Origin of the sequence: Senegalia sp. (in: firmicutes) (assembly GCF_052088025.1) — a bacterium.
Taxonomy (GTDB): Bacteria; Bacillota; Clostridia; order Tissierellales; family SIT17; genus Anaeromonas.
This window is the reverse complement of the sequence record NZ_JBQCYD010000042.1, coordinates 1-20,200: the sequence shown is the minus strand read 5'-3', so window position 1 is coordinate 20,200 and position 20,200 is coordinate 1. Positions and strand designations below refer to the sequence as shown.

At 30.5% G+C, this 20,200-nt stretch carries 16 protein-coding genes and 1 tRNA gene; 14 read left to right on the top strand and 3 right to left on the bottom strand.

The features are described 5' to 3' along the window. From ACTHUW_RS10240 to arcC, 5 genes are all read left to right on the top strand, one after another. The coding region (locus ACTHUW_RS10240; protein WP_442213176.1) for a helix-turn-helix domain-containing protein at positions 1 to 307 on the top strand (307 nt) is incomplete at its 5' end. A 296-nt stretch (positions 308 to 603) separates the two neighbouring features. Further along, on the top strand, positions 604 to 1,959 hold the full coding sequence (locus tag ACTHUW_RS10235) for a GntP family permease (RefSeq protein ID WP_442197614.1): 1,356 nt from the start codon (positions 604 to 606) through the stop codon (positions 1,957 to 1,959). Between the two features lie 28 nt (positions 1,960 to 1,987). Then, positions 1,988 to 3,541 (top strand): acyl CoA:acetate/3-ketoacid CoA transferase, encoded by a 1,554-nt coding sequence (locus tag ACTHUW_RS10230; RefSeq protein WP_442197615.1) that lies wholly within the window; start codon positions 1,988 to 1,990, stop codon positions 3,539 to 3,541. Positions 3,542 to 3,735: 194 nt separating this feature from the next. Further along, positions 3,736 to 6,348: a calcium-translocating P-type ATPase, PMCA-type gene (locus tag ACTHUW_RS10225; protein ID WP_442197628.1), complete on the top strand. Its 2,613-nt coding sequence runs from the start codon at positions 3,736 to 3,738 to the stop codon at positions 6,346 to 6,348. A 165-nt stretch (positions 6,349 to 6,513) separates the two neighbouring features. After that, positions 6,514 to 7,473 carry a carbamate kinase gene (gene arcC / locus ACTHUW_RS10220; RefSeq protein WP_442197616.1) on the top strand — a complete coding sequence of 320 codons (960 nt, stop codon included), beginning with the start codon at positions 6,514 to 6,516 and terminating at the stop codon, positions 7,471 to 7,473. A 36-nt stretch (positions 7,474 to 7,509) separates the two neighbouring features. Here the strand turns inward: arcC and ACTHUW_RS10215 are convergent, their stop codons facing one another. Beyond that, the gene (locus ACTHUW_RS10215; protein ID WP_442197617.1) at positions 7,510 to 8,472 is read right to left on the bottom strand and encodes a calcium/sodium antiporter; all 963 of its coding nucleotides are present in this window, start codon (positions 8,470 to 8,472) and stop codon (positions 7,510 to 7,512) included. 73 nt (positions 8,473 to 8,545) lie between these two features. Next, complete coding sequence (mgtE, locus tag ACTHUW_RS10210) at positions 8,546 to 9,886, bottom strand: magnesium transporter (RefSeq protein WP_442197618.1); 1,341 nt, start codon at positions 9,884 to 9,886, stop codon at positions 8,546 to 8,548. Positions 9,887 to 10,702: 816 nt separating this feature from the next. Here mgtE and ACTHUW_RS10205 point away from each other — a divergent pair. From ACTHUW_RS10205 to yihA, 6 genes are all read left to right on the top strand, one after another. Then, a tRNA-Leu gene (locus tag ACTHUW_RS10205) sits at positions 10,703 to 10,787 on the top strand. Positions 10,788 to 10,920: 133 nt separating this feature from the next. Then, on the top strand, positions 10,921 to 12,207 hold the full coding sequence (gene tig / locus ACTHUW_RS10200) for a trigger factor (protein WP_442197619.1): 1,287 nt from the start codon (positions 10,921 to 10,923) through the stop codon (positions 12,205 to 12,207). 33 nt (positions 12,208 to 12,240) lie between these two features. After that, positions 12,241 to 12,825 (top strand): ATP-dependent Clp endopeptidase proteolytic subunit ClpP, encoded by a 585-nt coding sequence (clpP, locus tag ACTHUW_RS10195; protein ID WP_442197620.1) that lies wholly within the window; start codon positions 12,241 to 12,243, stop codon positions 12,823 to 12,825. Positions 12,826 to 12,842: 17 nt separating this feature from the next. Continuing rightward, positions 12,843 to 14,114 carry an ATP-dependent Clp protease ATP-binding subunit ClpX gene (clpX, locus tag ACTHUW_RS10190; protein WP_442197621.1) on the top strand — a complete coding sequence of 424 codons (1,272 nt, stop codon included), beginning with the start codon at positions 12,843 to 12,845 and terminating at the stop codon, positions 14,112 to 14,114. Positions 14,115 to 14,314: 200 nt separating this feature from the next. Next, positions 14,315 to 16,666, top strand: a complete 2,352-nt coding sequence (lon, locus tag ACTHUW_RS10185; protein ID WP_442197622.1) for an endopeptidase La — start codon at positions 14,315 to 14,317, stop codon at positions 16,664 to 16,666. Continuing rightward, entirely contained in the window at positions 16,656 to 17,243 is a 588-nt protein-coding gene (yihA, locus tag ACTHUW_RS10180) for a ribosome biogenesis GTP-binding protein YihA/YsxC (RefSeq protein ID WP_442197623.1), read from the top strand. The genes lon and yihA overlap by 11 nt, the downstream gene beginning before the upstream one ends. Before the next feature lie 35 nt (positions 17,244 to 17,278). Here yihA and rd read toward each other — a convergent pair whose 3' ends face one another. Next, positions 17,279 to 17,440 (bottom strand): rubredoxin, encoded by a 162-nt coding sequence (gene rd / locus ACTHUW_RS10175; protein WP_442197624.1) that lies wholly within the window; start codon positions 17,438 to 17,440, stop codon positions 17,279 to 17,281. A gap of 207 nt (positions 17,441 to 17,647) precedes the next feature. On the opposite strand from rd, the gene ACTHUW_RS10170 reads away from it, so the two are divergent. The 3 genes from ACTHUW_RS10170 to ACTHUW_RS10160 all read left to right on the top strand — a co-directional run bounded on the left by ACTHUW_RS10170 (position 17,648) and on the right by ACTHUW_RS10160 (position 20,137). Next, entirely contained in the window at positions 17,648 to 18,052 is a 405-nt protein-coding gene (locus ACTHUW_RS10170) for an ATP-binding protein (protein WP_442197625.1), read from the top strand. A gap of 94 nt (positions 18,053 to 18,146) precedes the next feature. Beyond that, a complete protein-coding gene (rlmD, locus tag ACTHUW_RS10165; RefSeq protein WP_442197626.1) occupies positions 18,147 to 19,511 on the top strand; it encodes a 23S rRNA (uracil(1939)-C(5))-methyltransferase RlmD in 1,365 nt (454 codons plus the stop codon). A 452-nt stretch (positions 19,512 to 19,963) separates the two neighbouring features. After that, a complete protein-coding gene (locus ACTHUW_RS10160) occupies positions 19,964 to 20,137 on the top strand; it encodes a hypothetical protein (RefSeq protein ID WP_442197627.1) in 174 nt (57 codons plus the stop codon). Positions 20,138 to 20,200: the final 63 nt, after the last annotated feature.

Here is a 20,200-nt window from a genome sequence, read left to right as displayed (position 1 = left end):
AAATTATGACTGGCCAGGTAATATTCGAGAACTGGAAAATGTCATAGAAAGAGCTTTAAATCTCTTGGATGTAGAATTGACTATAGAGCCACATCATCTTCCAAAAAGAGTTACGAGTGAAAAGATAAGCAAGATATATTCATCAGATAAAAAATTAAAGGCAGTTTTAGATGAGATAGAAAAAGAAATGATAATAGAATATTTGAAAAGAAATAAAGGTAATAAAAATCAAACTGCTAAGGCTTTGGGAATAAGTAGAGTTTCTTTGTATAAAAAACTAGAGAAACACGATATTAAAGACATTTAAAAGGTTAACATGTAAAGCAAAGTTAACACTTTGAAAATGCTCTATAAATACCATTTAATGCAAGCAAAAAAGAAAAAGGACTAAATATGTAAATTATAATTTACATATTTAGTCCTTTTTCAACATAAAAAATAAATAAGTGAAATCAAGCATTAAAGCTATTTGATGGCTAGATAATGAAGATTTAAATATTGGCATGTATCTTGCTTTATATATAGATGAAAGCGTTATAGTTTGATGATAATGCTTGCAATTATTATTAATTAAGAAATTTAAAAAAATGAGGAGGTTTTTCAATGTTAGGAGTTATATCAATTATTTTAACATTAGTAGCACTTATGTATTTTGCTTATAGAGGTGTTACAGTTTTAGTACTTGCACCACTATTAGCTATGACAGCAGCTTTAGTGTCAGGTGAAATTCCTGCACTATATGCACTTTCAGAAGTTTTCATGCCAGCAGCAGCAGGTTATATTAAAGACTATTTCCCAGTGTTTTTAGCAGGAGCAATATTTGGAAAGCTAATGGGAGTATCAGGCGCAGCAATTGCTATTGCTGAAATGATTTCAGAAAAATTAGGGCCAAAAAGAGCGATATTTGCAATAGTTTTTTCTACTGCTTTGTTAACTTATGGTGGAGTTTCACTATTTGTTGTAGTTTTTGCAATGTATCCAATAGGAGCTACATTACTTAGAAGAGCAGATATACCAAAGAAATTATTACCGGCAGCAATAGCACTTGGTGCATTTACCTTCACAATGACCGCTATGCCAGGTTCACCTCAGTATATCAATACTATGCCTACGGTTTATTTTGGAACAACTACATTTGCAGCACCAGTTCTTGGTATAATAGCTTCACTTATTATGTTCTTTGGTGGAGTATATTATCTAAACAATAGAGCTAGTAAATATCAAGCTTTAGGTGAAGGTTATGGAGATCATCCAGAAGAAAATTTCAAAGATATGGGAGGAAATGTACCAGGATTTTGGTTATCACTTGCACCAATTCTAATAGTGTTTATTTTGAATTTTGGTCTTACAAAGTTTTATTTTACAAGAGCTTCAGTAATCAGTAAATATAATGATTTAGGAATAGATGTAAATGGAACTTGGCCTGTTGTTATAGGTCTTGCAGTTGCAATAGTATTTATAATAATCTCTATGAGAAAGTATCTTACAAATACAAATAAAATTGTATTTGATGGAGCAGTAGGAGGATTACTTCCAATATTTAATACAGCATCAGAAGTTGGTTATGGTGGGGTTATAAAATCACTAGCTGCATTTACGACAGTAAAACTTGCCGTAGTAGCACTTGCAATACCATCAGTATTTAAAGTGGCAATTTCAACCACTTTACTTGCAGGTATAGTAGGTTCATCATCAGGTGGTACTGCTATAGCTCTTGAAGTATTATCAGAAGAATTTTTAGCTATGAATATAAATCCTGAGGCTATTCATAGAATTATGCTTGTAGCAGCTGGTGGACTTGACACATTCCCACATTGTGGAGCAGTTATAACATTGCTTGCAGTAACTCACATGGACCACAAGAGAAGTTATAAACATATAGCTATGGTTACAATGGGGATACCATTAATTGCAGTAGTAGTTATATCAGTATTCTACTTAGCAACAGGTATAGTTTAAAATATAAAGTATTTTAGGAGGCATAAAAATGAGTAAGATTATGACTGGTTTTGAAGCAGTACAATTAATCAAAGATGGAGATACAGTAGCTGTAGGTGGATTTGTAGGGAATATGCATCCGGAAGAAATTACAAAAGCTATTGAAGAATATTTTATAGAAAAATCTAAGCCGCAAGATTTAACACTTATATATGCAGCAGGACAAGGCGATGGAAAAAATAGAGGTTTAAATCATTTTGGACATGAGGGACTAATCAAAAAGGTTATAGGTGGTCATTGGGGTCTTGCACCAAAGCTAGGGAAATTAGCTTTAGATGAAAAAATAGAGGCATATAATTTGCCACAAGGTGTAATATCTCATTTGTTTAGAGATATAGCAGCAGGTAGACCTGGAAGTATTACAAAGATAGGACTTAAAACATTTGTAGATCCTAGAGTTGAAGGTGGAAAATTAAACAGTATTACAAAAAAAGATATAGTTAAAATAATAAATTTAAGAGATGAAGAATGGATGTTTTATCCTTCAATGCCTATAGATGTAACTATAATAAGAGGAACCTATGCAGATGAAGATGGAAACTGTTCATTTGAACGTGAATGTTTGAACCTTGAAATGCTATCTATGGCACAAGCTGCTAAAAACTCTGGAGGTAAGGTAATTCTTCAAGTAGAAAAAATAGTTGAAAATGGTTCTCTTGACTATAGTCAAGTAAAGATACCTGGTATACTTGTAGATGCTATAGTTGAAGCAAAAGAAGAAAATCATATGCAAACTTTTGCTGAAGCATATAACCCAGCTTACTCTCAGGAAATTAGAGTAACACTTGGCAGTATAAAACCAATGGATTTGGATATAAGAAAAGTAATAGCTAGAAGATCAGCTATGGAGCTTGTACCAAATGCTATAACGAATTTAGGAATAGGAATGCCTGAAGGAGTATCTAATGTAGCAAATGAAGAAGGAGTAAAGGGTCTTAAACTTACTACAGAAGCTGGAACTATAGGTGGAGTACCGGCAGGTGGACTTAGTTTTGGTGCTGCTACTAATCCAGAAGCTATAATAGATCAACCATATCAATTTGATTATTATGATGGTGGAGGCTTAGACATTACCTTTTTAGGCCTTGCACAATGTGATAAAGGTGGAAATGTAAATGTATCTAAATTTGGACCTAAAATACCTGGATGCGGTGGTTTCATCAATATTTCACAAAAAGCGCAAAAGGTAGTATATTGTGGCACATTTACAGCAGGAGGCTTAGATGTAGAAATAAAAGATGAAAAATTAAATATAATTAAAGAAGGTAAGGTTCAAAAGTTTGTAGATCAAGTAGAGCAAGTTACTTTTTCAGGAGATTATGCTATTGAAACCGGTCAGCCTGTAATATATATTACAGAAAGAGCAGTATTTGAACTTAGAAAAGAAGGATTTACACTAACAGAAATAGCACCAGGAGTAGATTTAGAAAAGGATGTAATAGCTCAAATGGGCTTTAGACCAAATATTGCAGATGATTTAAAAATAATGGATATAAAGTTATTTAAAGAAGGAAAAATGGGACTTGAATTAACTTGTAATTAAGCACAAAAAGTCTATGGATTAATCCATAGACTTTTTTGTGCTTAAAAGTCGGAAATTGCCTGGGAAATATAATATATTTTGTAGAAAAATATATTCATCATTAGTTTAGTTAATGAATATAAGATAGTTAAAAGGGTAAATAATATTAGTAATAATGAAAAATCAAATGTAGGAGGGATATTTTGAGTTCAGAAATATGGTATAAGAAAAATGCTAGCGAAGTTAAGGATATATTAAAGGCTAATTCTGAAAATGGATTAACTGAAAATGAAGTAGAAGAAAGAAAAGAAAAATATGGATTAAATGAATTGGAAGGCAAAAAAAGCATAACACTCATTCAAAGATTCATAAATCAATTTAAAAACTTCATGATATTAATACTTTTAGTTGCAGCAACAGTATCTGGTGTTTTGGGTGAATACAAAGATACTATTATAATAGCAGCAATAGTGTTATTAAATGCAATACTAGGTGTTGTACAGGAAAATAAAGCAGAAGAATCTTTAAAGGCTTTAAAGGATATGTCAAAACCAATAGCAAAAGTCCTTAGAAATGGATCAATATTAGAAATAAATTCTAGTGAAATTGTACCAGGAGATATACTGATATTAGAAGCTGGAGATTACATAGCTGCAGATGGGATTCTCATTGAAAGTGCAAGCTTAAAGGTTGAGGAATCAGCACTTACAGGAGAATCAGTTCCAGTTAATAAGGATTTGGAAATTCCAAAAGGTGAAGATATACCTATAGGCGATAGAAAAAATATGGTATATTCTACTTCTTTAGTTACTAATGGTAGAGGAAAAGTTATAGTAACAGAAACTGGAATGGATACAGAAATAGGAAAAATTGCAACAATGATAGATAGTCAAGAAGATTTACAAACGCCCTTGCAGAAAAAACTAGATCAATTAGGTAAATATCTAGGTATCTTAGCCTTAGCTGTATCAGCAATAATGTTTTTAGTAGGATATTTTCAAGGTAGGGGCATATTTGAAATGTTTATGCTTGCAATATCACTTGCAGTAGCTGCAATACCAGAGGGACTTCCAGCAATTGTTACTATAGTATTATCTCTTGGCGTGCAGAGAATGATAAAGAAAAATGCTATTATAAGAAAATTACCAGCAGTTGAAACACTTGGAGCTGCTTCAGTTATTTGTTCTGATAAAACTGGAACACTTACACAAAATAAAATGACAGTAACAAAAGTTTATACTTATGATAAATTAATTGATGCACAAGATATTAATTTAGAAGATAAGGATGAAAAATTAGCAGTAATGACAGGACTTATGTGTAATGATTCATCTATTGAAGAAGATAAGGGAGAAAAGAAGGCTATAGGTGATCCAACAGAAGTTGCTTTAATTGTCTTAGCTAGAGACAATGGATTGTATAGAAAAGAACTAGAAGAAAAAATGCCTAGAGTAGAAGAAGTACCTTTTGATTCTGATAGAAAGATGATGTCTACTATTCATGATATAGAAAAAGGATATAGGGTATTTACAAAAGGTGCAATAGATGTAATTTTAGATAGGTGTAAGGGCATACTTATAGATGGAAAAGTAGAAGATATTACAGATGATCATAGGAAAAGAATAATAGAAGTAAATGAAAATATGGCATCAAGTGCTCTTAGAATATTAGGTCTTGCTTACAAAGATATAGATCAAATTCCAGGTGAAATAAATAGTAAATCAGTAGAAAATGATTTGATATTTGCAGGAATGAGTGGAATGATAGACCCGCCACGTGAAGAAGTTAAAGTTTCAGTAGCTGAATGTAAATCAGCTGGAATTAAACCTGTTATGATTACAGGAGATTATAAGATAACAGCTATTGCAATAGCAAAGGAGCTTGGAATACTTGAAGAGGATTCAGAGGCAATAGAAGGATCTGAAATAGGAAAATTATCAGATAGTCAACTAGCTGAAACGGTTGATAAATATTCTGTATATGCAAGAGTTTCACCTGAACATAAGGTGAAGATAGTAAAGGCATGGCAGGCAAAAGGAAATGTAGTAGCCATGACAGGTGATGGAGTAAATGATGCTCCTGCACTTAAGAGAGCAAATATTGGTTGTGCAATGGGTATAACTGGTACTGATGTATCAAAAGAAGCAGCAGATATGGTCCTTACTGATGATAATTTTGCAACCATAGTTTCAGCAGTAGAAGAAGGTAGGAGTATATTTGATAATATTAAAAAATCTATACATTACCTTTTATCTTGTAATGTAGGAGAGATTATAGCTTTATTTGTAGCACTATTGATAGGACTTCCTACACCACTTTTACCAATTCATATATTATGGATAAATTTAATTACAGATAGTTTTCCCGCACTTGCACTTGGAGTAGATCCACCAGAACCTGGAATAATGGATAGAAAACCTCGACCTTTAAATGAAAGCATATTTGCAGGAGGACTTGGTATTAGTATTTTTGTTAAAGGTTGTGTAATAGGAGCAGTAACTATATTTTCTTTTTATATAGGTAAAGAAGTAAATATTGAAACTGGAAGAACTATGGCACTTGTTACACTTGCAGTATCACAGTTTGCAAATAGTTTAACTATAAGATCAATGGATAAAAGTATATTTAAAGTTGGATTATTTTCAAACAAATATTTAATAGGAGCAATAGCTCTATCATCTGTATTGTTGCTAAGTGTGATATTTATTCCACCTTTAAGAGTAATATTTGAACTTGCTATGTTAGATGGTATCCATTGGCTTTATGTAATATTATTGTCTCTTGTTCCTATGACTATATCTGAGATATTTAAGAAGATAAGGAATTAAATTTATTATAGATGATAATAATACACAAAAAAAATTTAAAATTTAGATAGATTTGATAAAGATTTTAAAAGTTCAAAAAATTTGTGGATTTTGATAGAATTCATGATAAAATATTAATAGTTAATGAAATATGATTTAAGAATACAAAACTTTTAGGAGGTAATTATGAGTAGAATAGTAATAGCATTAGGCGGAAATGCATTAGGGAAGACACCAGAAGAACAATTAAGTCTTGTAAAGGATACAGCAAAACCAATAGTAGATCTTATAGAAGATGGAAATGAGGTAGTAATAGCTCATGGTAATGGACCACAAGTTGGTATGATAAATTTAGCAATGGAGGTTGCTTCAAGCAAGGAAGATGCAGTTCCTACAATGCCTTTTCCAGAATGTGGAGCAATGAGCCAAGGATATATTGGATATCACCTGCAAAATGCAATAGGAGAAGAGTTGAAATCTAGAAATGTTAAAAAACCAGTAGCTACAATAGTAACTCAAGTTCTTGTAGATAAAGATGATCAAGCTTTTAAAAATCCTTCAAAGCCAATAGGAAGTTTCTATACTGAAGAGGAATGTAAGGTTCTTAGAGATGAAAAAGGATATGACATGATAGAGGATTCAGGTAGAGGATATAGAAGAGTAGTTGCTTCTCCAAAGCCTATAGATGTTGTAGAAAAAGAAACGGTTAAAGCATTAATAAAAGCAGGTCAAGTAGTTATATCAGTTGGTGGTGGTGGAATACCAGTAGTTGAAGAAGGAAACTCTTTAAAAGGTGTACCAGCAGTAATAGATAAAGACTTTGCAAGTGAAAAATTAGCTGAAATAATAGATGCTGATTACCTATTTATACTTACAGCAGTAGATAGGGTATCAATTAACTTTGGTAAACCAGATCAATTAGATTTAGAAGAAATGAGCATAAAAGAAGCTAAAAAATATATAGAAGAAAAGCATTTTGCTCCAGGAAGTATGTTGCCCAAAGTAGAAGCTGCTATGGCATTTGCAGAATCAAAAATAGGTAGAACTACTATAATAGCATCCCTTGAAAAAGCAAAAGATGCTTTAAAAGGTGAAAGCGGTACAAAGGTTTATAAATCAGAAGAAAAGGATTCTAAAAACATATAAATAGATATAAAATTAGGACAATGCATATGCATTGTCCTAATTTCTTATAAGTATAAATATCATATAAGCAAGATAAGCTAAAGAAAGAGTGATACCTTCAAATCTATTTGTCCTTTTACCAGTTGATGCAAAGATATAGGTAAGTAATGTTGCAGCTATTAAAAACAATATATCAAAAAACACCTTACTTTCAATAGGTAAGGGCTTTATAATTGAAGTTATACCTAATATAAATACAATATTAAACATATTAGAACCAATGGCATTTCCTATAGCAATATCAGACTCACCCTTAAATGCAGCTACAATAGAGGTTACAAGTTCAGGTAGGGAAGTTCCTATGGCAATGATGGTAAGTCCTACTAGGGTTTCACTCATGCCAAGAGACAGAGCAATATCAGTTGCAGCATTAACTACAAAATTACCACCACCTATTATACCTACAAGCCCAAGCCCTGTTAAAACTAATGATTTCCAAAGTGGAATAACTTCTATAGTCTCAGTTTCGACAAGTCCTGTATCTTCATCTTTAGAAAAAACAGCCATTTCCACTACATAATATATAAATATTAAAAATATTGAAAGCAATACTATTCCATCACCTCTGGATAATTCATTTGTATTTGTTCCTTGTAAGACCTTATCAAAGGATAATACAAACAACATTCCAGATGCGAGTAATAGAAAAGGAAACTCCTTAAAGATTGTTTTAAGTTTGATTCTAACAGGCTTTATAATTGCAGCAGCACCCACAACTAAAAGTATATTAAATATACTAGATCCTATTATATTTCCAACTGCAATTCCATCAGAATTAGTAGTAACAGCTTTTATACTTACAGCAGCTTCAGGTGCAGATGTTCCAAAGGCAACAATTGTAAGCCCTATTAAGATAGAGGGTAGTCCAAATTTTTTTGCGATAGAAGATGCACCATCCACAAAAAAATCAGCACCTTTTATAAGTGCAGTAAAACCTAAAACTAATATGAGATAATCCAAAAAAATACACTCCTTAAAATACAACTTAACTCTAATATTTTATCATAATTATATAATATAATCTATAAAATGATTATAGGAATTCAATAAAAATCGTAGCAAGTCCTAGAAAGAAAAAGAATCCTAATACATCTGTCATTGTAGTTACAAAAACAGAAGAAGCTAGAGCGGGATCTATATTCATTTTTTTCAATATAAGAGGAACACTATATCCAGATATTCCAGCTACTAGCATATTTAAAATCATAGCTATTGCTATTACAATTCCAAACATGATATTTTTTTGCCAAATAAAACTTAAAACACCTATGGTAAGTCCTATGGCAAGTCCATTTAATATACCTATACTAATTTCCTTTAATAATATTTTTTTAGTATTTTCCATATCTAGCTCACCCATTGCAATACCACGTACAATAAGAGTTAGGGTTTGAGTTCCAGCATTTCCACCCATTCCAGCAACTATGGGCATAAATGTAGCTAGAGCTACCACTCGGCTTATAGTTCCTTCAAATAAAGAGACAGTAACAGAGGCAAGGATTGCAGTAATTAAATTAACAAAAAGCCAGGGAAGTCTATTTTTAACAGATTCACCAACAGTTCGCTCAATTTTTTCGTCTTCATCAAGTCCAGCTAAAAGATACATATCTTCTGTATATTCTTCTTTCATTATTTCAAAAATATCATCAGCAGTTATGATCCCGAGCATTTTTTCAGAACTATCTACCACAGGCATAGAGACAAAACCATATTTTTCAAATATATTACCTACTTCTTCTTGATCCATATCCCATGGGATTTTTATTGTATTTTCATTCATAATTTCCTTTATTTCTCTATCAAAATTGGCTACAACTAAATCTCTTAAAGATACAACACCCCTTAACTTTTCTTCTTCATTTAATACATATAAATAATAAGCAGTTTCTGCATTTGGTGCTTCTTTTTGAAGATATTTAAGTGAATCAGCTACAGTCATATCTTCTCTTATAGCAATGAATTCTGTTGCCATGATTCCACCAGCAGAGTCTTTTTCATAGCTTAGTAACTCTCTTATCTCCTCTGCATCATCAATATCCATCTTATAAATAATACTATTTGCCTCTTCATTTGATATGGAACCTAATAGGTCAGTTAATTCATCAGATGACATCTCTTCAACTATGTTTTTTTGTTTTCTATCAGGCATTAATGACAACAGTTCATATTTTTCCTCGTCTTCAGCTTGATCAATAATATCAACCAATACTTCTTCAGGAATTTTTAAAATTATTTCCTTTTTATCACCATCATAAATCCTTAATGCATCCAATATATCCTCGGGATGAATACGAGATATAGTTAATTTTAGATCTTCTTTAGGTATGTATAATAAATATCTGAGTAAATTTTCTTGATAAGATTTATATTCCATAGTGACCTCCAATGCTAATTACTTGACATCTATTATATATACCCTTTATTTAATATAATTATTGATATTTTAAGCAATCCTTTATATTTAATTTATACAAATGAAATAGGGAAGTGTATTTTAAGGATAAGAATATTATAAATTGCATAAAGAAAAGAACATCTCCAGATTGTTGTATTGAGATGTTCTTTTCTATGAGGTACTACTATTAATTTGTGGGGGAATCATTCCTTCCGATTTTAAATACCCTAATACTACTTTCTTTAATACTACTATTTAAATAATACTACTTTTCTCTAATACCAGTACTTAAATACTACTACTACTTACTTGTTAATTGAATGTTACTTTTATAAATAACTTAAATATTGGATATTTGCTTTTCTTTAAGATTTACCATTTCAAAGACCTTATACTTACTTATCTATTTCTTTAAGGTAATCCAAGGGTATAGTTGCTTCGAATACAATAATCTTAAAGTGCTAATGTAATTCTTTGTTTTGTTAGTTAGATTGAAACCCATTTTTCATATTATCATTAAGTTTGTCAGATTAACTGATATTAATTTGAAGCTATTAAAATCGTTTTGACAATTACTAGGATGATAATATTTAAAGATTTGTTTTTAATACTTATTTTCTACTTTGGTGGAATCATCCCCTTCTATTAATAGTATTATATATATACCTCCTATAAATAATTTTAAACACAAATAATAAAATATTTTGAATATTTTTTTATTTTATTTTTTATTGACAAGTATCAATAAAAATAATATAATTAAACTTGTCAAAAAGTATTTGTATTATAATTTATGCGGGAGTGGCGGAATTTGGCAGACGCGCTAGACTTAGGATCTAGTGTCATTGACGTGGGGGTTCGAGTCCCTTCTCCCGCACCATTGACAAAATGCTAAACCGATGGTAAAACCATTGGTTTTTTTAGTATGTAGGGTTAAAGTATGATATAATTACTCTATCATATAGTGATAAGAGATAAAATAGATTTACTTATTTTAAGGAGGAAATTAATTAATGAGTTCAACAGTAGAAAAAAAAGAAAACAATCAAGTAACTTTAAAGTTTGAAGTAGAGTATAATGAGTTTGATAAAGCAATTCAAAAGGCATATTTACAAAATAGATCTAAATTCAATATATCAGGGTTTAGAAAAGGCAAAGCGCCTAGAAAGATTATAGAATCAAGATATGGAGAAGGTGTATTTTATGAAGATGCTATTAATATAGTATTACCAATTGCTTATGAAAAAGCTATTGATGAAAATAAAATAGAGCCAGTAGATAGACCAGACATTGATATATCTGAACTTGAAAAAGGAAAACCAGTTATATTCACAGCTGAAATAACAGTTAAACCTGAAGTTGAATTAGGTGAATATAAAGGTATAGAAGTAGAGAAAAATGAGTATAATGTAGAAGATGAAGATGTAGAGAATGAATTAAAAACTATGCAAGATAGAAATTCTAGACTTGTAGAAGTAGAAGATAGAGAGATAAAAGAAGGGGATAATGTAATAATTGATTATTCAGGTTCTATAGATGGAGAAAAATTTGAAGGTGGAACTGCAGAAAATCAATCTCTTGAAATTGGGGGAGGACAATTTATCCCAGGATTTGAAGAGCAATTAGTAGGAAAAAATGCAGGTGATGATGTAGAAGTGAATGTAGATTTTCCTGAAGATTATCAAGCAGAAGAATTAAAAGGTAAAAGTGCAAAATTTGATGTGAAAATCCATGAAATAAAAGAAAAAGAATTACCAGAATTAGATGATGAATTTGCAAAAGATGTATCTGAATTTGATACATTAGACGAATTAAAATCTGATATAAAAACTAAGTTAGAAGAAGAAGCTAAAAATAAAGAAAAAAGTGAATTTGAAAATAGTGTTATAGAAAAAGTTATGGAAAATGCTAAAGTAGAAATTCCTGAAGTCATGGTAGAATCTCAAACTGAAGAAGAAGTAAGAAATCTTGATTACAAATTAAGATATCAAGGATTAGACTTAGAGAAATATTTAGAACTTACTAATTCTAAAATAGAAGATTTAAAAGAACAATTAAAGCCAAATGCTTTAAATTTAGTTAAAAGCGATTTAGTATTAGATGCTATAGCTAAAGAAGAAGAAATTGAAGCTAGTGATGAAGAAGTAGATAAGGAAATTGAAAAATATGCAGAGCAATCTAAACAAGATGTATCTAAATTTAAAAAGAACTTAAGAGAATCAGATTTAGAATCAATTAAGATGGGTATAATTAAAACTAAGACTGTAGAATTTTTAGTTGATAATGCTAAATTAGCATAAAAATATAATTAATTGTACTTGGAGGGATTTGTTATGGCATTAGTACCAATGGTAGTAGAACAAACAAATAGAGGCGAGAGATCTTATGATATTTATTCTAGATTGTTAAAGGAAAGAATAATATTTATAAGCGATCAAATTAATGATGTAACAGCAAGTTTAGTAGTAGCTCAATTACTATTTTTAGAAGCTGAAGATCCAGATAAGGATATTCAGCTTTATATAAATAGTCCAGGAGGATCTATTACATCTGGATTTGCAATTTATGATACAATGCAATATATTAAGCCAGACGTATCAACTATATGTGTTGGTATGTGTGCAAGTATGGGTGCATTTTTACTTGCAGCAGGTAAAATAGGTAAGAGATATGCACTACCAAATTCTGAAGTTATGATTCATCAACCATTAGGAGGAACACAAGGCCAAGCAACAGACATTCAGATTCATGCTGAAAGAATTATAAAAATGAGAGATAAATTAAACAAGATTTTATCTGAAAGAACTGGTCAAGACTTAGAGAGAATCTCAAAAGACACTGATAGAGATAATTTCATGAATGCTGATGAAGCTAAAGAATATGGTTTAATTGATGAGGTCATAAGCGCAAGGAAATAATGAAAAGAGGTGTCTTAATGGCAAGGTTTGATGACAAAGAGCTTAAATGTTCTTTTTGTGGCAAGTCTCAAGAACAAGTTAGAAGACTTATTGCAGGACCCAATGTATATATTTGTGATGAATGTATAGAATTGTGTCAAGAAATAATTGATGAAGAATTCGACGAAAATATGGACTTTGATATGAATGAACTACCAAAGCCATCAGAGATAAATGAAATATTAGATGATTATGTAATAAAGCAAGATAGAGCAAAGAGATCTTTAGCTGTAGCAGTATATAATCATTATAAAAGAATAAATAGAAAAACTAGTAATGATATAGAACTTCAAAAAAGTAATATATTAATGCTTGGACCAACTGGTTCAGGAAAAACATTACTAGCTCAAACTTTAGCAAGGATATTAAAAGTACCTTTTGCTATAGCTGATGCTACAAGTTTAACTGAAGCTGGATATGTTGGAGAGGATGTTGAAAATATTCTTTTAAAACTTATTCAAGCAGCAGATTATGATGTAGAAAAGGCAGAAAAAGGTATTATATATATAGATGAAATAGATAAAATTGCTAGAAAATCTGATAATCCATCTATTACTAGAGATGTAAGTGGTGAAGGAGTGCAACAAGCTCTACTTAAGATACTAGAAGGAACAACAGCTAGTGTTCCCCCACAAGGTGGAAGAAAACATCCACATCAAGAGTTTATTCAAATAGATACTACAAATGTATTATTTATAGTTGGAGGAGCTTTTGATGGTATTGATAAAGTTATACAACAAAGAGTAGGTAAAAAGGCAATGGGATTTGGTGCTGACATACAAAGTAAGGAAATTAAAGATGTTGGTGAAATATTAAAACAAATACAGCCAGAAGATCTATTAAGATATGGTTTGATACCAGAATTTGTTGGAAGACTTCCAGTTATAGTTTCTTTATCTGAACTTGATGAAGAAGCATTAGTTGAGATACTAACAAAGCCTAAAAATGCTTTAGTTAAACAATATAAAGAATTGTTTAATATTGACAATGTTGATTTAGATTTTGAAGAAGAAGCATTGAAATTAATAGCAAATAAGGCAATGGAGAGAAAAACAGGTGCTCGTGGTCTTCGTGGTATAATTGAAGAAATCATGCTAGATATAATGTATGAGATACCTTCACGTGATGACATAGAAAAATGTCTTATAACCAAAGATTCTATTGAAAAAAAGAAAGAGCCAACACTTGTTTTATCAGAAAAAAGAAAAAAGAAATCAAAAAAAGAAGATAAAGAAGAGAATGCTTCTTAAAAAAGTAGAAGTCGAGGGGATCCCCTCGGCTTCTGATATTTTATGCGCAAATAGGGTAATACTTTATTAAAGATACTTTTAGTTTTATTACTTGCACTAATTTATTTTTATTAATATAATAATAGTACTTGAATTTTAAAAACAATTAAAATTCTACCCAAGATAAACTTACAATAAAAAGATTTAAAGGAGAGATAAGGGTGGATAAATATAAAACGAAATCAAATAAAAGAACCATACCTCTTATACCACTTAGAGGACTTTCAATATTTCCTTATATGGTAATACATTTTGATGTTGGTAGGGATAAATCTGTTAATGCATTAGAAGAAGCTATGGTAAATGATTCACTTGTTTTTTTAACTTCTCAAAAACAAGCTAAAATAGATATGCCTACAGAAGATGACTTTTATGAAGTAGGTACAATATGTAAAATAAAGCAAATGCTTAAACTTCCAGGGGATACTATTAGAGTCTTAGTAGAAGGAATCAATAGAGCAAAGGTTAGAGAAATACTACAAGATGAGCCTTTCTTTGAAGCAGAAGTAGAAGAGCTAATATATGAAGCAGAAATGGAACCAGATAAAGAAATGAAAGCTATGATGAGAATTGTAATGGATGATTTTGATAAATATGTGAGTTCTACAGAAAATTTATCTTCAGACATATTAGTTTCAGTTTCTGAAATAAAAGAACCAGGAAGGCTTGCAGATGTAATATCTTCATATATTCAATTGGAGCCTGAATCTAAACAAAAAATATTAGAAGCTTTTAATCCTTATAAGAGACTTGAAACACTTCATATAATATTAGAAGAAGAAATAGAAGTTTTAGAAATAGAAGAAGAAATAAGCTCTAGGGTTAAAGATCAAATAAATAGAGTTCAAAAAGAATATTATTTGAAAGAACAAATAAAAGCTATACAAAAAGAATTAGGCCAAGAAGAAGGATTAGATGCAGAAGTTGATGAATATATAGAAAAGATAGAAGAAATAGATATGCCGGAAGAAGTAAAGGAAAAATCAATCAAAGAAGCTGAAAGGCTTAGAAGATTGTCACCTTCTTCAGCAGAAACAGGGATTATAAGAAATTATCTACAATGGGTGATAGAACTACCTTGGGACACTGAAACTAAAGATAAACTAGATATAAAAAAGGCTAGGAAAATATTAGATGATGATCATTATGGTTTAAAAGACGTGAAAGAAAGAATACTTGAATATTTAGCTATAAGAAAATTAGCTAAAAATATGAAAGGACCTATCCTTTGTCTTGTAGGACCTCCTGGAGTAGGAAAAACATCTATTGCAAAATCTATCGCAAGATCAATGAATAGAAAATTCGTTAGAATGAGTTTAGGTGGAGTAAGGGATGAAGCAGAAATAAGAGGCCATAGAAGAACTTATGTAGGAGCAATACCAGGTAGAATAATATCTTCAATGAAAAAAGCTAAATCAAGAAATCCAGTATTTTTATTTGATGAAATAGATAAATTAAGTAGTGATTTTAGAGGAGACCCAGCTTCAGCATTACTTGAAGTTCTAGATCCTGAGCAAAACAATACTTTTACAGATAACTTTTTAGAAGTTCCATTTGATTTATCAAAAGTGCTTTTTTTAACAACAGCTAATTCATTAAATACTATACCAAGACCACTTTTAGATAGAATGGAAATAATAAGAATATCAGGATATACAGAAGATGAAAAGAAAGAAATAGCAAAGAAATATTTAGTATCAAAACAAAGAAAAGAACATGGCTTAACTGAGGACAATATTTCACTTTCAGATAATACCCTAAAGGCTATAATAGAAAATTACACTAGGGAAGCAGGAGTAAGAGAGCTTGAAAGAAATATAGCTAATGTTATGAGGAAAGTTGCCAAAAAGATAGTAGAAGAAAAAGCTAAATCAGTAAAGGTAAATACAAGAACACTTTCTAAATATTTAGGACCAGCTAAATATATGAGAAGTGAGGAAAAAACAAGTGACCAGATAGGATTAGCTACAGGCCTTGCTTGGACTTCAGTAGGTGGGGAGACATTATCCATAGAAGTAACACCAATGCCTGGAAAAGGTAAACTTCAGCTTACAGGAAAACTTGGAGATGTAATGAAAGAATCTGCTATGGCAGGAATTAGTTATATAAGATCAAAAACTAATGAACTTGGAATAGATAAGGATTTCCATACAAATATGGATATACACATCCATGTACCAGAAGGAGCAATACCTAAAGATGGACCATCAGCTGGAATTACAATGGCTACTGCAGTAATATCTGCCTTGTCTAAAAAGCCAGTTAGTGGAGATATAGCAATGACAGGAGAGATTACACTTAGAGGAAGAGTACTTCCTATAGGTGGAGTGAAGGAAAAAGTACTAGCTGCAAATAGACTAGGAATTAAGAAAGTATTATTACCATGGGATAATAAAAAAGATTTTGATGAGATACCTGATAAGGTAAAGAAGAATATTGAATTTGAATTTGTAAAAAATATGGATGAAGTGTTAGAACATTCTTTAGTGGAGGTTCAAAGTAATGATAATTAAAAAAGCAGAGATTATAATGACGGCCGTGAAACCATCACAATATCCGGAAGCCAATTCTCCAGAAATAGCATTAGCAGGAAGATCTAATGTAGGAAAATCTTCAATGATAAATACATTAATTAATAGAAAAAAACTAGCAAGAACAAGTGGGCAACCAGGAAAGACTCAAACGCTTAATTTCTATAATATAAATGATCAATTTAGATTTGTGGATTTACCAGGATATGGTTATGCTAGGGTTTCAAGAAGCGAAAGAGAAAAATGGGGAGAGATGATTAATAAATATCTTACGGAAAGAAAATGTCTAAAAGAAGTAATAATGTTACTTGATATAAGACATAGTCCGGGAGAACATGATAAGATGATGTATGATTGGATTACATCTATTGGTTTTAAAGGCATAATAGTAGCAACTAAAGCTGATAAACTTTCTAAAAATCAAATTGCAAAGCAAGTATCAGTTATAGCTAAGGAACTTGGAGTAGAAGATAGAAGTATGATATTACCCTTTTCTGCTACCAAAAAATTAAACAAAGATAAGGTTTGGAATACTATTAGAGGTATTTTAGATATATAAAAGGCTTCCCAATTGGGAAGCCTTTAAATTTAAGATTATTCTTCTGGTTCAAACATATCTTTGCTAGCACCACAAACAGGACATACCCAATCTTCTGGAATATCTTTGAAAGCAGTACCTGGCTCTATTCCTCCATCTGGATCTCCCTCTGCAGGATCATAAACCCAACCGCATGGTATACATACATACTTTTGCATAATCAAAACTCCTTTCATAAATAATAATTATAGTTATGTAGCTAACTAAATTTTACCCATAATCTAAATGATTTAAACATTTAAACTACAATTCTATTATACTAATATTAAAGTTAAAAAACAAGTGAAATTAAGATTGATTCATATATAAGAGGGTAAATAATAGTTAAGTTAGAAAAACAATCATAAAGAAATGGTGTGATGACATTGTGCTACACAATTGAGAAGACTCTTGAAAGTGATTTAATGGCAATCAAAACAGATTTGATAAATATTCAATCAAACTTACAATCAATAATAAAAGATGATTCATTACTATTTGATGCTAGACTTATGTTAGATGAACTAATTTGTAATGGAATAAATCATGGAAATAAAAAGAAAAAAGAAAAATTAGTTGATTTATTAATAGAAGTATCAGAAAATCATTTAAAAATAGAGGTAGAAGATGAAGGAGAAGGATTTATATATAATAGAGATAATTATGATCCCTTCAGTCTTTCAACTAATGGTAGAGGACTTCAAATAGTAGATGGATTAAGTGATGAATTTTATGTAAAAAACAATAGAGTAATAGCAATAAAATATATTTCCAATGCTATATATATGTAAAGTTCAATTTTAAGACTCTCATTTGAGAGTTTATTTTTTTGTTTAAAAATGTGGTATACTAATATTAATAAATTTTAAAGGAGCTTGATTTAACATGAAAAAAACTCAAAAGGAATTTGAATTAAAAATAGACAAAACTGAATTTCCTAATAAGGGAATAGGACAATATAATGATAAGAAAGTTGTAGTAAAGGGAGCATTAGATGGTCAAACTGTAAGAGTAAGGGTAAAAAAGAATAGAAAATCAAAGATAGATGCAAATCTATTAGAAGTTATAGAAAAAGATGGAAGAGAAATAGAAGCTAAATGTGTTCATTTTTCAGATTGTGGAGGATGTACTTATCAGAACTTATCATATAATGATCAATTAGATATGAAAAAGAATCAAGTTTTAGATTTATTTGATAAGGCTGATATTGATGGATTTGAATTTGAAGGAATAGAGGAAAGTCCAAAAGTATGGGAATATAGAAATAAGATGGAATTTACATTTGGAGATGAGTACAAAGATGGTCCCCTTGCGCTGGGCATGCATCAAAAAGGTAAATTCTATGAAATTTTAACAGTTCCACACTGTGAAATAGTAGATGATGATTTCACAAATATATTAACTACAGTTTTAGAATACTTTAGAGAAAAACAAACACCATTTTATCACAAAAGAAGTCATATAGGTGTTCTAAGACATCTTGTAATTAGAAAAGCAGAATTTAGCGGAGAAATATTAATAAACTTAGTCACTAGCACTCAAGAAAATTTAGTATTAGATGAATTAGTAGAAAGGCTTGAAAATATTGATTATATAGGTAAATTAAAAGGGATACTTTTAACATTAAATGATGGTTTAGGAGATGTAGTTCAAAGTGATAAAACCATTACACTTTTTGGAGAAGATTATATCACTGAAAAATTACTAGGTCTTAAGTTTAATATATCTCCATTTTCATTCTTTCAAACCAATTCATCAGGTGCAGAAAGGCTATATGAAATAGCAAGAAGCTATGTGGGAGATACTCAAGATAAAACAATATTTGATTTATATTGTGGAACGGGTACAATAGCTCAAATAATGGCTCCAGTAGCTAAAAAAGTAATAGGCATAGAAATAGTAGAAGAAGCAGTAGAAAAAGCTAGGGACAATGCAAAACTCAATAATCTGCATAATTGTGAATTTATAGCTGGAGATGTATTAAAAGCAATAGACAGTGTAGATGAAAAGCCTGATTTAATAATATTAGACCCACCAAGAGTAGGAGTACACAAAAATGCAATAGAAAAAATAGCAGCATTTGATTCTAAAACTATAGTATATGTATCATGCAATCCTAAAAGCTTAGTAGAAGATTTAAGAGCTTTTGAGGGATATGGATATAGTGTGAAGAAAGTTAAATGTATGGATATGTTCCCGCATACGCCACATGTGGAGTGCATTGCGTTGATACAAAAGCAAACTATATAGAAATCCTGAGATTCAAGCACTTTTACGACCATTTCGTGTTTACAAAAGATGAGCATAATTTCAAGAAAAAAGAGCTGAAAAAGTATTTTGATGTTTCAGTGGTTGTTAACCTAGAGTGTGGAGATACAAGGAGATAAAACGAATAAAAAAACTTAAGTAATTATTCTGTTGCTGTATCATTAACCAGAGTACTGATGTTTCTACTTGGAAAATATCAGTACTTTGGATATATTCTTGTCTAAGATTTGTAAAATATTACAAAAACTATTAAATAGTGATATAATTATATTTATATAATAAAAGTAAATAGTATTATATGTTAAGGGAATGAGAATTTAGTAGAACTATATATCATAGATTATAAATTTAAATATTATCTGAGTTTGTCACAATAAGAATTGAGTAAAACTCAGATGTAATAAATGAAAATAAAAATAGTAAGGAGATTTGATATGGAGATATGGATTATTGCATTATTATTAATGATACTAGGAATATTAGTTGCTTCTCCTGGTTCTTCAGATTTTAAGATAAATCATATGGATAAAAAATTAGATAGAATAATGGAGCATCTAGGTATGGAAGAGATAAATATAGTGGATAGGTTACACTTAATTATACAATAAAAACTCGAACATGATATAATAAATAAAAGGAAATTGGAGGTCTATCATGTCTAAAAGATATAA

Coding starts and splice junctions, on each gene's coding strand:
- ACTHUW_RS10235 (WP_442197614.1), top strand. CDS start 604: ATGTTAGGAGTTATATCAATTATTTTAACATTAGTAGCACTTATGTAT.
- ACTHUW_RS10230 (WP_442197615.1), top strand. CDS start 1,988: ATGAGTAAGATTATGACTGGTTTTGAAGCAGTACAATTAATCAAAGAT.
- arcC (WP_442197616.1), top strand. CDS start 6,514: ATGAGTAGAATAGTAATAGCATTAGGCGGAAATGCATTAGGGAAGACA.
- mgtE (WP_442197618.1), bottom strand. CDS start 9,886: ATGGAATATAAATCTTATCAAGAAAATTTACTCAGATATTTATTATAC.
- tig (WP_442197619.1), top strand. CDS start 10,921: ATGAGTTCAACAGTAGAAAAAAAAGAAAACAATCAAGTAACTTTAAAG.
- clpP (WP_442197620.1), top strand. CDS start 12,241: ATGGCATTAGTACCAATGGTAGTAGAACAAACAAATAGAGGCGAGAGA.
- clpX (WP_442197621.1), top strand. CDS start 12,843: ATGGCAAGGTTTGATGACAAAGAGCTTAAATGTTCTTTTTGTGGCAAG.
- yihA (WP_442197623.1), top strand. CDS start 16,656: ATGATAATTAAAAAAGCAGAGATTATAATGACGGCCGTGAAACCATCA.
- rd (WP_442197624.1), bottom strand. CDS start 17,440: ATGCAAAAGTATGTATGTATACCATGCGGTTGGGTTTATGATCCTGCA.
- rlmD (WP_442197626.1), top strand. CDS start 18,147: ATGAAAAAAACTCAAAAGGAATTTGAATTAAAAATAGACAAAACTGAA.
- ACTHUW_RS10160 (WP_442197627.1), top strand. CDS start 19,964: ATGGAGATATGGATTATTGCATTATTATTAATGATACTAGGAATATTA.